This is a genomic window from Kribbella sp. NPDC055071, assembly GCF_053608045.1.
Genome location: NZ_JBSGUS010000011.1, coordinates 132,370 through 144,619, shown reverse-complemented (window position 1 = coordinate 144,619; position 12,250 = coordinate 132,370). Strand labels below are relative to the sequence as shown.

Here is a 12,250-nt window from a genome sequence, read left to right as displayed (position 1 = left end):
GCGCGCTCCGCAATTTGCCTGGCCGACCCACCAATTTGGCTGGTCAACCCACCAAATCCGGGGTTAGTCACCCACGTTCCGGGTCACAAACCCCTGACTTCGTGGGTACACCAGCCAAATTGGTCGGTCTGCCAGGCAAATGGTCAGCGCCGGCGGGCGTACGACACGAGGCGGTTGGCGACCGTCCGGATGCCGTCTGACTGCAGCAACTCGACCACAATGCCGTGGGGAAACCATTCGCTCCTCTTCCGCGACCCCGACGGCAACTTCGTCAACCTCTTCACGCCACTGCAAGCGGCGTGACCGTGAATCACCTGGCGCGGAGGCGGTCGACCGGGGGTGAGGGGATCGGGAGGGGGGCGGCGGGAGTGGGGAGTTCGTACGTCGCGTAGATGCGGCGGCGGATCGCTTCCAGGGGGAAGGTCTCGCGATAGATCGCGAGTTTGACGGTGACGCCCTCTAAGGTTGCTCTGAGCAACATTTCCTCGACGGCGGGCTCGGCGGCGCCGCGCGCGGCGAAGACCTCGCGGATCGCATCCTCGACCAGGGACAGGCGGGCCGACTTGGCGGTCTCGACGCGGGCGAACACGTCGTGCGTGGTCGGCTGCATCATCAGCGTGATCGCGAGCCGCTGGATCGGGAGCGTGGTCGCGGCGGCCATCAGAGCGCCGTCGATGATGCCCGCCAGTCGCTCGTCCGGCGTCCCCTGGATCGTCAGGATGCCGGCGATGCCGTCCAGCCAGCGGTCCAGCAGCTCGGCGGCGAGCTGCTCCTTCGTGGCGAAGTAGTACGACACCAGGCCGCGGGAGACACCGGCGGCCGCCGTCACGTCCGAGATGGACGCGGCCTCGTAGCCCTTGGCGGCGAAGACCTCCAGCGCGGCGGCCAGGATGCGCTCCCGGGAGCGCTCACGCAGCTCCTGATTCGCAGTCGCGGAACGCGGCACGGCATTCCCTTCCGGTCGTGACCCCGAAGCGCCGGACAACCCCCCATGCCCGGCGCTCCCAGGCCGACCCCCCGCTGTACTGCGACCCCTCCCCAGGCGCCGTCTATAGACTGGATGTCCAGTCAACAAATGTCAAAGACATCGCCCGTTTCGTGGACACGATCCGTCACGGGTAGAATGGGTGCGCTGTGACCTGCGTCGGTTGGCTTTCCTGAGCGATACAACACGCCGTAGCCACCACCTGACATCCAGTCCTCAACTGTCAGTCATCTGCCAGTCACCTCTGCCTTGGAGCGCTTCCCCATGTCTGTCCGTAACGACCTGCGCAATGTCGCGATCGTGGCCCACGTCGACCACGGGAAGACCACCTTGGTCGACGCGATGCTCTGGCAGTCCGGCGCTTTCGGCGCGCACCAGCACGTCGACGAACGCGCGATGGACTCCGGTGACCTGGAGCGCGAAAAGGGCATCACGATCCTGGCCAAGAACACCGCCGTCCGGCACAAGATGGCCAACGGCGAGCAGATGACGCTCAACATCATCGACACCCCCGGCCACGCCGACTTCGGTGGTGAGGTCGAGCGCGGCCTGTCGATGGTGGACGCCATCGTGCTGCTGGTGGACGCCTCCGAGGGCCCGCTGCCGCAGACCCGGTTCGTGCTGCGCAAGGCACTCGCGCGGAAGATGCCGGTGATCCTGGTGGTGAACAAGGTCGACCGTCCCGACGCCCGGATCTCCGAGGTCGTCGACGAGACGTACGAGCTGTTCCTGGACCTGCTCGACCACGACGCCGATCAGGGCGCGCTGGACTTCCCGGTCGTCTACGCCTCGGCCCGCGCCGGTCGCGCCTCGCTGAACCAGCCGGCCGACGGCGGGATGCCGGATTCGGAGGACCTCGAGCCGCTGTTCGAGACGATCCTCAAGAACGTGCCCGCCCCGGAGTTCACCGAGGGTGCGCCGCTGCAGGCCCACGTGACCAACCTGGACGCCTCGCCGTTCCTCGGCCGGCTCGCGCTGGTCCGGGTCCACGAGGGCACCCTGAAGAAGGGCGCCCAGGTCGCGTGGTGCAAGCACGACGGCACCATCCAGAAGGTCAAGATCACCGAACTGCTGATCACCGAGGCGCTCGAGCGCGTCCCCGGCGACTCTGCCGGACCGGGTGACATCGTCGCGATCGCCGGTATCCCGGAGATCATGATCGGCGACACCCTGGCCGACCCGGAGGACCCGAAGCCGCTGCCGTTCATCACCGTGGACGAGCCGGCCATCTCGATGACCATCGGCACCAACAGCTCGCCGCTGGCCGGCCGGGTCAAGGGCACGAAGGTCACCGCCCGCCTGGTCAAGGACCGCCTCGACCGCGAGCTCGTCGGTAACGTCTCGCTGAAGGTGCTGCCGACCGAGCGTCCGGACACCTGGGAGGTGCAGGGCCGAGGAGAGCTGGCGCTAGCCATCCTGGTCGAGCAGATGCGCCGCGAGGGCTACGAGCTGACTGTCGGCAAGCCGCAGGTGGTCGCCAAGGAGATCAACGGCAAGCGGCACGAGCCGGTCGAGCGGCTGACGATCGACTGCCCCGAGGAGTACCTCGGCACGGTCACCCAGCTGCTCGCGGTCCGCAAGGGCCGGATGGAGCAGATGACCAACCACGGCACCGGCTGGGTCCGGATGGAGTTCCTGGTGCCGGCCCGCGGCCTGATCGGGTTCCGCACCGAGTTCCTCACCGACACCCGCGGTACCGGTATCGCGCACCACGTCTTCGAGGGTTACGAGCCCTGGTTCGGCGAGCTGCGCACGCGTCCGTCGGGTTCGCTCGTCTCGGACCGCACCGGCGTCACCACGTCGTACGCGATGGTCAACCTGCAGGAGCGCGGGACGATGTTCTGCGAGCCGGGCACCGACGTGTACGAGGGCATGGTGGTCGGCGAGAACTCGCGCGCCGACGACATGGACGTGAACATCACCCGTGAGAAGAAGATGACCAACGTCCGGTCGAACGCGGACGAGTTCGAGAAGCTGGTGCCGGCCCGCAAGTTGTCACTCGAGCAGTCGCTGGAGTTCTGCCGCGAGGACGAGTGCGTCGAGGTCACCCCCGACGCCATCCGGATCCGCAAGGTCGCGCTGACCCAGCTCGAGCGCGCGAAGCTCGGCCGCAAGAGCAAGGCCTAGAACCAGTCCTAGAACACGTTCCGGCAACGGTCCTGTGCAGCGCGTGATGCGAAGCACAGCCGTGTGATACACCATTCCTCGGCCGGTCGCGGGGGCAGGAATTTCCGGATCGTTACCAACCAGACGGCAGTGGGTGACGTCTGTCTTAGTGCAAGCAACTCTGTTGGGGGAAGGACAAAGGAACCATGGGTATTCTGCGTAAGCTCGGCGCTACTCTGACGGCCGCCGCGTTCGTGGGTGTCGGCGCGCTTTCGGCGACCACGACGGCTGATGCCGCTGTTGTCGCACCGAAGGTTGCGCCCCAGGTCGTGGTCGCGCCGCAGATGGCGGCCGCGGCGACGACGTCGAGTGCGGTCGTGGGCAAGTACCGGCTCGACAAGCGTTGCCTGACGCGAGGCCGGGTCCTCTGCATCAACAAGAAGACCCGCAAGCTGGTGTACGTCGTGAACGGCAAGGCCATCCAGGTGATGGATGTCCGGTTCGGCGCCAGCAAGACCCCGACACGCAACGGTGTCTTCAAGGTTCAGCGCAAGTCGAAGAACCACGTGTCCTCGATCTACCACTCGAAGATGCCGTACGCGATGTTCTTCAGCGGCGGCCAGGCTGTCCACTACTCGTCGGACTTCAAGGCCCGCGGGTACAACGGCGCCTCGCACGGCTGCGTGAACGTTCGCGACAAGAAGAAGATCGCCTGGGTGTTCGCCCGGATCCACGTCGGCGACAAGGTTGTCGTCTACAGCGCCAAGTGAGCTGACGAACGTCTGACCAGCGGCCGGGGAGCTACTCCCCGGCCGCTGTCGCGTTCTGAAACGCCTTGTACAGCCGGGGATCCAGCAAACAGAAGGTGGCTTTCGCGACGGCGCTCGTCGTACGACGAAGTGTCTGTACGGCGATGTCCGCAGCGGACTGCGCCGGCCACCCGTAGATCCCGGCCGACACCGCCGGCAGCGTCATAGTCGTCACCCCCAACTCGTCCGCGATCTGCAACGCATTCCGATAACAGGACTCGAGCAAGCCCGGATCCCGTTGCCCAGCGGTGTAATTCGGCCCAACCACATGGATGACGTAGTCGGCCGGAAGCGCCCCGGCCGTGGTCCACACCGCCGTACCCGTCGGCGTCCCGTCCGGATAACGCTCGATGAGCTCGGCAAGGATCTCCGGCCCACCCGCCCGATGAATCGCCCCGTCCACCCCACCCCCACCCCGCAACGCATGATGCGCCGCGTTCACAATCGCATCCGCAGGCACAGTAGTGATGTCCGCGGTGCTCAGCTCGATATCGATGACGAACTCCTTCAACAGGTGGGAATCCAATCCAGCAGGGCGGATGCGATGGCGGCGGCTGAGTCCTCGGGAAGGAAGTGCAGGCCAGGGACCGTCACCTCGCGCTGGTTCGGCCACTGGCGGCACTGCTCGCGTAGTGGCCCGTTCAGCAAGGCACCAGGATCGCCGTTCACGAAGAGCTTCGGTACTGGCGAGCTTGCCATCCAGGTGGCGTTCGCTGCCACGATGTCGTGGACGTCCTGCGGCGTACCGTCGATCGGGATCTCGCGGGCCCAGGTCAGCATCGGACGGCGGCTCTCGCCGGGTTCGACGTATGGCGCCCGGTACTCCGTCAGCTCGGCCGCGGTCAGTGTGCGGAGCATGCCGCTCGGGAGGACCAGCTCGACGAACACGTTGTCGTCCAGCACCAGCTGCTCACCCTCGGGTCCGCGCAGCCGGCGAAACAGGTCAGGCGCCGGTGCGTTCGGGCTGTCCCAGGTCACCGGCGCGACCAGTGTCTCCAGGTACGCGATCCCGCGCACGGCACCCGGGTGGCGGCGAGCCCAATCGATGGCCAGCGCACCACCCCAATCGTGGCCGACAAGGATCACGTCGCTGGTCAGACCGAGGGCGTCGAAGAACCGATCGAGGTACCGGCGATGGTCGACGAACCGGTATCGCTCGGTCTCATCGGCGTCCGACGGCTCCGACCGGCCCATCCCCACGAGGTCGGGCGCGAGGCAAAGGGCGATGGCGGAAACAGGACCCGCGACGTCGCGCCAGAGGTACGACGAGGTCGGATTGCCGTGCAGGAAGACGACCGGCCGGCCGCGTCCGGCCCGGCGGTAGGCCAGCGGCGCCGCTCCTCGGATCAGCTCCACGCGAGTACCTCCGGTACGCTTGAGGGCCAACCAAAAGGCCGGTGAGGACGTCCTAGAAGTGTAAGGACGAGGTCTGTCAGAGGGGTGTCCAATGCGCGGGCTGATCATTCGCAACCTCGTCGTGGGGTTGATCGCTAGTGCTGGGATTGCGGCGCTCCTCGGTTCCGGGATGACGGCCACAGCCGCTCCGGTCGAGCTGAAGACGGTCCCGTTCGAGGTGAGTGGGACGCTGCCGATCTACCCGAAGGCGCTGTGGAAGAACGGTTCCGCGGGCGCCGACGTACGGAAGGTCGAGGCGCGGCTGGTCCAGCTCAAGCTGCTCGACAAGCAGTACCTGGACAACGATTTCGGGACCATGACCCGGTCCGCGGTGAAGAAGTTCCAGAAGTCGAAGGGGATCCCCGAGCTCGGGTACCTCGACCAGAACACGTGGAACAAGCTGATCGCGGTCACCCACGAACCGACGCAGACCGAGCTCTTCCCGCCGCCACCGGTGGTGAACGGCAAGGCGCTGGATCCGCGCTGCGCGACCGGCGTCGCGATGTGCATCGACAAGACCAGCCGCAAGCTGCGGTACGTCGTCGACGGCGTCGTGAAGATGCAGCTGGACGTCCGGTTCGGATCAGTGAAGACCGCTACTCGCGAAGGCAGCTTCACGGTCGGCTGGAAGAGCCGGAACCACGTCTCCAAGCTGTACCAGTCGAAGATGCCGTACGCGATGTTCTTCAGCGGCGGCCAGGCCGTGCACTACTCGTCGGACTTCGCCGCCCGCGGCTACAACGGCGCCTCGCACGGATGTGTGAACGTCCGCGACCTGGCCAAGATCAAGGTCCTGTTCGACGAGATCAAGGTCGGCGACAAGGTCATCGTCTACCGGTCGTAGGTCCTACAGGGGACGTGGACCGCGACGGCGGCGGATGCCCCAGCCGCCTCGGCCGCGGCCGGTGGCCGCCCGCAGGGCCGGACGGGCGTCGACCAGGTAGACCGCCGACGCGACGACCCCGATCAAACCGAAGAAGCTCAGCCAGCCGCCCTGGAAGATCTGGCTCAGCATGAACACGACCAGGATCAGGACCCAGCCTGGCTTGGTCAGCTTGTCCGCGGCGATGAACACCGCGCGCGGCCGGAACAACGCGTCGAGCAACGCGACCGCCTTCATCCCGAACAGAATCCACCAGATGATCTCGAGCGGACCCGAGAACCCAGGGACGAGGGTCGGGACGATGGCGAGTGGTGGCATGTCTTAGAGCCTAACCGACAGACAGGGTGGTCCTCATCTGCTCAGTTGCAGATGTGGACCACCCTGGGTCGATCGGTACAGCGATCGTTACTGTCAGTCGCCGATCTTGTCGGCGGCGTCCTCGACGGCCTTGGTGGCGGCCTTTGCGGTCTTGCGGGCGCTCGTCGTGGTGGCCTTGACGGTCCGGCTCGCGGTCTCGGCGGTCTTCTTGACCGTGGTCCGGGTCGCCTTCGCCTTGCTCACCGTGCTCTTGGCCTGGGCCTCGAGGTCCTCGGTGGCCTGCTGGTGACGGATCCGCTCGACCAGGTCCTTGCCGCGACCGGCGAGGTCCTCGTAGGTCTCCTCGGCCTGGCCGAGGACGGTGGTGAAGCCGGCCTGCGCGGTCTTCGGCAGCTCACGCAGCTTCGCGGGGGCGGTCTTGGCGTCGGCGACGATCGCCTCGAACCGCTTGTTCAGCTCGGACTGAGCCTTGGTCAGCTCGGTCTGCAGCGTCTTCTGGTCCAGCTTGGCGAACCGGGCGGTGACGTCCTCGCTGAGGGCGCGGAACTTCTCCACCGCCAGGTCGCCGGCGCCGGCGATCGCGTAGAACGGGGTAACGGGCGTACGGGTAGCCATCAGGCTTCTCCTCGGATTTTCAGCAGGTGTGCTTCAGCGGGTGGTGCGCTTACTTGCAGGGGTCTTCGCGGCCGCCGTCTTCGTCGACGCGACCTTCGTGGTGGACGGAGCCTTCTCGGTGGCCGGGGCCTTCTTGGTGGCCGGAGCCTTCGCAGACTCGTCCTCAGGGGACGTGTTCTCACGGACGAAGGACGCGTAGACGTCCAGCAGGACACGCTTCTGCCGCTCGTTCAGCGCGGGGTCGAGCAGGACGGCGTCGACCACGCCCGGGCCCCGCCGACCGGCGGAACCCTCCGAGCTGTCATCCGGATCAAGAATGCCGGCCCGTACGTACAAGGTCTCCGCGGAGATCCGCAACGCCTTCGCGAGCTGCTGCAGCACGTCGGCCGACGGTTTCCGCAGGCCGCGCTCGATCTGGCTCAGATACGGGTTCGACACTCCGGCCAGGTCCGACAGTTGCCGCAACGACAACTGTGCGTTCCGCCGCTGCTCGGCGAGATACTCCCCGACGGAGCCCACCGCCCCAGCAGCACGATCACTCAACCTGGCCATGTCCCCAGTGTGCTAGCAACCTGCTTGCAATTGCAAGCAGCAACCCCGTGACCCCGCTCACGGGCGGGTCGTCAGCCGAACAGCGAGGGGTGGGGTTGTACGGCGCCGACCACGGCGTCGCCGCCGGTGAGGTCGAAGCGAAGGTGGCTCTCGATGGTGGGGTTGGTGATCCCCAGGTGCTGGAGGACGGCGGCCATCACGACCTTGCGGGGCCGGGCAGCGCCGTCGTCGATCTTGAGCGCGATACCGCGGCCGTCGGCCAGGCCAACGGCGTACACACCCTCGGCACCGGCCTTGCAGAACACACCACTGGTGTCACGCATCAACTCGTACTCGTCGCGCGTACTCCCGCTGGCGTACGCCGGATGCTCGCGGAAGGCGGCCGCGACACGTCCCTCCAGCGTGTCGGGAGCAGCGGCGGCGAAGAGACCGAACGAACGAGCCAGCCCGGACAGCGTGATCGCGAAGATCGGGGCACCGCAGCCGTCGACCGCGATCGACGAGACCTTCTCGCCCGCGGAGTCCTCGATCGCGGCCCGGATCTCCTTCTGGAGTGGGTGATCCGGCGCTCGGTAGTCGTCGAGCGGCCAGTCGTTGAGCGTGCAGGTCAGGATCATCGCGGCGTGCTTGCCGGAGCAGTTCATCGTGATTCGCTCCGGCCCGTATCCCGCGCGTACCCAGGCATCCCGGGCCGCGTCGGTCAGCGGGTATTGCTCGGGCGTCCGCAGTACCGACTCGTCCAGACCGGCCAGCCCGAGGATCTCGCGAACGCCGTCGAGATGGATCTGCTCACCCGAGTGCGAAGCGCCGGCGAGCGCGAGCAGCCTGCCGTCCAAAGGCAATCCGTTGCGGAGCATCCCGAGGGCCTGCATCGGCTTGTTGGACGACCGCGGAAACATCGGCTCGTCAACCACACCGACCGACCAAGCAACACTTCCGTCCGGGTTGGTCACCACGACCGAGCCGCGGTGATGCCCCTCGACAAACCCACTCCGAACCACGTCGGCCACGATCACAGGTCCAGTCACGCCTGAACTGTACAGGTGCAAAATCAACTGTTGCGAATGATTCCGCTCACAAACGGGCGCGGACGTGGAGACCTGCTTCGGGGTCTACGAGGATCTCCTGGGTGGCTGTCACGGTGGGTTGGTCGGCGGCGACGATCTCCAGGACTGCTTCGGGATCTACGTTGCGTTTGATCAGGGCGAGGGCGATCGGGCCGAGTTCGTGGTGCCGGGATGCGGAGCCGATGAAGCCGACCTGCTTGTCGCCGGCGCGGACGGCGTAGCCGTGGGCGGGCAGGTGGTCGACCGAACCGTCGAGGAGGAGTCGTACGACGCGGCGCGGTGGGCGGCCCAGGTTGTGTACGCGGGCGACGGTCTCCTGGCCGCGGTAGCAGCCCTTGTCCAGGTGTACGCCGACGCCGAGCCAGCCGACCTCGTTCGGGATCGCGCGGTCGTCGGTGTCGAGACCGAACCGTGGCGCGCCGGACTCGATCCGGAGCGCTTCGTACGCCCAGATCCCGGCCGCCGGGCCCTCGAGCGCAGCCAACTCGGCGCGCGGCAGGAATACCTCGTGCCCGCCGAGCGAGTCCGCACCGCTGCGGGTCAGATGTGGGCCTGCCGCAGCTCCCGGGCGCCAGATGATCGCGTAGTCATCGGTCACGTCCGCGATCTCGACGCGGGACATGAACACCATCTTCTGCAGCCACTCGACCAGCGCGGCCGCGGCGCCGGGCTCCGTGTGGAGCCAGAACGTTTCGCCGTCGTCGACGCCGTACATCACGTGCTCGATGTGGCCGGTCGGCGAGAGCAGCAGCGCGGTGGTCGACGTACCAGGCTTCAGGCCCTCGAAGTACTGCGTGGTCAGCGCGTGCAGCCAGGTCAGGCGGTCCGGGCCGGTGATCGTGACGACATCGCGGTGCGACAGGTCGACGAACGCCTGGCCGGCCACCAAGGCCCGCTGTTCGCGCAGGTCAGAGCCGTAATGCGCCGCAACCCCGGCGTCGGGTCCGTCGGCCTCGACCGCACCGGGCCGGTCCAGCAGGGGGCTGCGCATCCGTGACATGTCACCAGAGTACGTCGATCGGCGTACGGCGAACGCCTCCCGGGGTGGGATGTGGACGACCCTGTCTCGCCGCCAGTCTGAGGGCATCACATCTGACGAAGGGGACGAGCGATGAGCGACAGGCGATTCCGGTTCGGCGTAGCGGGGAGTCCGACGACCGGTGCGGAGTGGGTGAAGACGGTCCGGCAGGCCGCGGACCTCGGGTTCTCGACCGTGCTGATGCCGGACGGCCTCCAGCTCCCCGCGCCGTTCTCGTCGTTGGCGATGGCGGCCGCGGTCGCCGACATCCGGGTCGGCACGTTCGTCGCGGCCGCGCCACTGCGGACGCCGCGCCAGGCTGCCTGGGAGGCGCACACGTTGACCGTGCTCACCGAGGGCCGGTTCGAGTTCGGCATCGGTACCGGCCGTCCGGTCGCGGAGCAGCAGACGGCCGAGGTCGGTCTGCGCTGGGGAACAGCGCGGGAACGACGGGAGCAGGTGATCGAGACCCTCGACCTGCTGCGCGAGCTCGACGGCGAACGTCGTACGCCGATCATGCTGGCCGCGGGTGGACCGAAAGCGCTGGCGTTGGCGGCCGAGCGGGCCGACATCGTCTCGCTGGCCAAGGATGCGACCACGCCACGCGAGGAGATCGCCGCCGTGGCTCACGAACTACGGGAGCTGGCCGGATCTCGGGCTGACGACATCGAGCTGGCGATGAACCTGCTCGCCGCAGGGACGCGCCCCTTGCCGCCGTGGACCAAGCGCGCTTCCGGCGTCGACCCCGACGAGCTTGAGGCGATGGACTCGTTGATGCTGCTCCGCGGCACCCCGCAGGAGATGGCCGACGAGCTCCAGCGCCGCCGCGACCAGATCGGCGCCAGCTACATCAGCGTCAACTCCGGCTACCTCGAAGACTTCGCCCCCGTCATCGACCTCCTGGACGGCAAGTAGGCCGATCCCCAGGCCATCACAATCCAGCATTCGACCGGGTTTCAGGCGTGAAGCCTCGGCTCGGCGGCGATTGTGATGGCCTGGAGCTCCGTAGACACACCGCTGCCCGCCGGTCTGTGGCTCGGCGGGCAGTGGTGGGGAGGGGTGGAGAGTGGCTCAGCGGGTGGGTGACGGTTCGGTCGTTAGCCCGGGGCTTGATTCGGGGACGTCGCCGGCGTGGGTGTCGCCGGCGGCGAAGGCGGCTTCGTCGAAGGGATCTTCGCCGGCGAAGACCTGCCGGGCCTGGTCCTTGTCGAACTCGCCGACCCAGTGGCCGACCAGGACCGTCGCGACCGCGTTACCCGCGAAGTTCGTCAGGGCGCGGGCCTCGGACATGAAGCGGTCGATGCCGACGATCAGGCCGACGCCGTCGACGAGCTCCGGGCGGTGCGACTGCAGACCGCCGGCCAGGGTGGCCAGGCCCGCGCCGGTGACACCGGCGGCGCCCTTCGAGGCGACGATCATGAACAGCAGCAGGGAGATCTGCTGGCCGAGCGAGAACGGTGTGTCCATCGCCTCGGCGATGAACAGCGACGCCATCGTCAGATAGATCGCGGTTCCGTCCAGGTTGAACGAGTATCCGGTCGGCACGGTGATACCGACCACGGACTTGTCCACGCCGAGGTGTTCCATCTTCCCGATCAGTCGGGGCAGGGCGGTCTCCGACGACGAGCTGGACACGATCAGCAGGAACTCCCGGCCGAGATACCGCAGCAGCTGGAAGATCGACACCCCGGTGACCGCCCGAAGAATGGTGCCCAGGACAACGATCACGAAGAGCAGACAGGTGATGTAGAAGGCGACCATGATCTTCAGCAGGCTGAGCAGCGCGGTCGAGCCGGCCGCGCCGACGACGGTCGCGATGGCGCCGAACGCACCGACCGGCGCGACCCACATGATCATCGACAGGATCTTGAACACCAGCCGCTGGATGTGGCCGATGCCGACCAGGATCGGCTGGCCCTTCGAGCCCATCGCCTGCAGCGCGAAGCCGACCAGCAGCGCGACCAGGACGGTCTGCAGGACCTGACCCTCGGTCAGCGAGGACAGCAGCGACTTCGGGATGATGCCGAGGATGAAGTCCGTCGTGGTCTCGTGCCCGCCGGCGGCCTGGCTCTGGCCTTGCTGGCGGAGCTTGTCGGTCAGGTTCAGGCCGCTGCCCGGCTGGACCAGGTTGCCGACCAGCAGGCCGATGGCGAGTGCGACCGTCGACATCACCAGGAAGTAGACGAGCGCCAGACCGCCGACCTTGCCGACCCGGGCGGCTTGGCGGACCGAGCCGATGCCGAGGACCAGGGTGCAGAAGATGATCGGGCTGATCAGCATCTTGATCAGGTTCACGAATCCGGTACCGAGCGGTTTCAGCTCGACCGCGAAGTCCGGGAACAGCAGGCCGACGCCGATGCCGAGGAAGACGGCGACGATGACGGCGATGTAGAGGAAATGGGTCCGGTCGTTGCGGACCGGAGTCGGTCGGGGTTCGCTCGGGCTCGACATGTGGGACTCCCTGTACGGTGGGCTTGAGTAACTGTGACGTGACGCACAGGC

Annotated in this window: 13 protein-coding genes; 4 read left to right on the top strand and 9 right to left on the bottom strand. The window is 67.1% G+C overall.

Annotation, left to right across the window (positions count from 1 at the left end; translation table 11 throughout):
* Positions 1-310: 310 nt before the first annotated feature.
* On the bottom strand, positions 311-946 hold the full coding sequence (locus ACWF4Z_RS19855; protein WP_452244550.1) for a TetR/AcrR family transcriptional regulator: 636 nt from the start codon (positions 944-946) through the stop codon (positions 311-313).
* Positions 947-1,249: 303 nt separating this feature from the next.
* Between ACWF4Z_RS19855 and typA the strand changes: the two genes are divergently transcribed.
* Both typA and ACWF4Z_RS19845 read left to right on the top strand, forming a co-directional pair.
* Positions 1,250-3,112, top strand: coding sequence for a translational GTPase TypA (typA, locus tag ACWF4Z_RS19850; RefSeq protein ID WP_452244549.1), 1,863 nt, complete (start codon positions 1,250-1,252; stop codon positions 3,110-3,112).
* A gap of 185 nt (positions 3,113-3,297) precedes the next feature.
* Positions 3,298-3,861, top strand: a complete 564-nt coding sequence (locus tag ACWF4Z_RS19845) for a L,D-transpeptidase (protein WP_452244548.1) — start codon at positions 3,298-3,300, stop codon at positions 3,859-3,861.
* 31 nt (positions 3,862-3,892) lie between these two features.
* Here ACWF4Z_RS19845 and ACWF4Z_RS19840 read toward each other — a convergent pair whose 3' ends face one another.
* Both ACWF4Z_RS19840 and ACWF4Z_RS19835 read right to left on the bottom strand, forming a co-directional pair.
* Positions 3,893-4,411 carry an O-acetyl-ADP-ribose deacetylase gene (locus ACWF4Z_RS19840; RefSeq protein WP_452244547.1) on the bottom strand — a complete coding sequence of 173 codons (519 nt, stop codon included), beginning with the start codon at positions 4,409-4,411 and terminating at the stop codon, positions 3,893-3,895.
* Positions 4,408-5,256 (bottom strand): haloalkane dehalogenase, encoded by an 849-nt coding sequence (locus ACWF4Z_RS19835; protein WP_452244546.1) that lies wholly within the window; start codon positions 5,254-5,256, stop codon positions 4,408-4,410. The genes ACWF4Z_RS19840 and ACWF4Z_RS19835 overlap by 4 nt, the downstream gene beginning before the upstream one ends.
* Before the next feature lie 91 nt (positions 5,257-5,347).
* On the opposite strand from ACWF4Z_RS19835, the gene ACWF4Z_RS19830 reads away from it, so the two are divergent.
* On the top strand, positions 5,348-6,139 hold the full coding sequence (locus ACWF4Z_RS19830; protein ID WP_452244545.1) for a L,D-transpeptidase family protein: 792 nt from the start codon (positions 5,348-5,350) through the stop codon (positions 6,137-6,139).
* A 3-nt stretch (positions 6,140-6,142) separates the two neighbouring features.
* Here the strand turns inward: ACWF4Z_RS19830 and ACWF4Z_RS19825 are convergent, their stop codons facing one another.
* From ACWF4Z_RS19825 to ygfZ, 5 genes are all read right to left on the bottom strand, one after another.
* Entirely contained in the window at positions 6,143-6,496 is a 354-nt protein-coding gene (locus ACWF4Z_RS19825; protein ID WP_452244544.1) for a DUF2516 family protein, read from the bottom strand.
* A 93-nt stretch (positions 6,497-6,589) separates the two neighbouring features.
* Positions 6,590-7,111: a hypothetical protein gene (locus ACWF4Z_RS19820; RefSeq protein ID WP_452244543.1), complete on the bottom strand. Its 522-nt coding sequence runs from the start codon at positions 7,109-7,111 to the stop codon at positions 6,590-6,592.
* A gap of 33 nt (positions 7,112-7,144) precedes the next feature.
* Complete coding sequence (locus ACWF4Z_RS19815; protein ID WP_452244542.1) at positions 7,145-7,663, bottom strand: helix-turn-helix domain-containing protein; 519 nt, start codon at positions 7,661-7,663, stop codon at positions 7,145-7,147.
* 71 nt (positions 7,664-7,734) lie between these two features.
* Complete coding sequence (locus tag ACWF4Z_RS19810) at positions 7,735-8,691, bottom strand: asparaginase (RefSeq protein WP_452244541.1); 957 nt, start codon at positions 8,689-8,691, stop codon at positions 7,735-7,737.
* A 46-nt stretch (positions 8,692-8,737) separates the two neighbouring features.
* Positions 8,738-9,730: a CAF17-like 4Fe-4S cluster assembly/insertion protein YgfZ gene (gene ygfZ / locus ACWF4Z_RS19805; RefSeq protein ID WP_452244540.1), complete on the bottom strand. Its 993-nt coding sequence runs from the start codon at positions 9,728-9,730 to the stop codon at positions 8,738-8,740.
* A 111-nt stretch (positions 9,731-9,841) separates the two neighbouring features.
* Between ygfZ and ACWF4Z_RS19800 the strand changes: the two genes are divergently transcribed.
* On the top strand, positions 9,842-10,663 hold the full coding sequence (locus ACWF4Z_RS19800) for an LLM class flavin-dependent oxidoreductase (protein WP_452244539.1): 822 nt from the start codon (positions 9,842-9,844) through the stop codon (positions 10,661-10,663).
* A gap of 156 nt (positions 10,664-10,819) precedes the next feature.
* Here the strand turns inward: ACWF4Z_RS19800 and ACWF4Z_RS19795 are convergent, their stop codons facing one another.
* On the bottom strand, positions 10,820-12,199 hold the full coding sequence (locus ACWF4Z_RS19795) for a cation:dicarboxylate symporter family transporter (RefSeq protein WP_452244538.1): 1,380 nt from the start codon (positions 12,197-12,199) through the stop codon (positions 10,820-10,822).
* Positions 12,200-12,250: the final 51 nt, after the last annotated feature.

Bases quoted from the DNA above. Each gene is read 5' to 3' on its own strand.
- ACWF4Z_RS19830 (WP_452244545.1), top strand. From the start codon at position 5,348: ATGCGCGGGCTGATCATTCGCAACCTCGTCGTGGGGTTGATCGCTAGT.
- ACWF4Z_RS19815 (WP_452244542.1), bottom strand. From the start codon at position 7,663: ATGGCCAGGTTGAGTGATCGTGCTGCTGGGGCGGTGGGCTCCGTCGGG.
- typA (WP_452244549.1), top strand. From the start codon at position 1,250: ATGTCTGTCCGTAACGACCTGCGCAATGTCGCGATCGTGGCCCACGTC.
- ACWF4Z_RS19825 (WP_452244544.1), bottom strand. From the start codon at position 6,496: ATGCCACCACTCGCCATCGTCCCGACCCTCGTCCCTGGGTTCTCGGGT.
- ACWF4Z_RS19800 (WP_452244539.1), top strand. From the start codon at position 9,842: ATGAGCGACAGGCGATTCCGGTTCGGCGTAGCGGGGAGTCCGACGACC.
- ACWF4Z_RS19795 (WP_452244538.1), bottom strand. From the start codon at position 12,199: ATGTCGAGCCCGAGCGAACCCCGACCGACTCCGGTCCGCAACGACCGG.
- ACWF4Z_RS19845 (WP_452244548.1), top strand. From the start codon at position 3,298: ATGGGTATTCTGCGTAAGCTCGGCGCTACTCTGACGGCCGCCGCGTTC.
- ygfZ (WP_452244540.1), bottom strand. From the start codon at position 9,730: ATGTCACGGATGCGCAGCCCCCTGCTGGACCGGCCCGGTGCGGTCGAG.
- ACWF4Z_RS19820 (WP_452244543.1), bottom strand. From the start codon at position 7,111: ATGGCTACCCGTACGCCCGTTACCCCGTTCTACGCGATCGCCGGCGCC.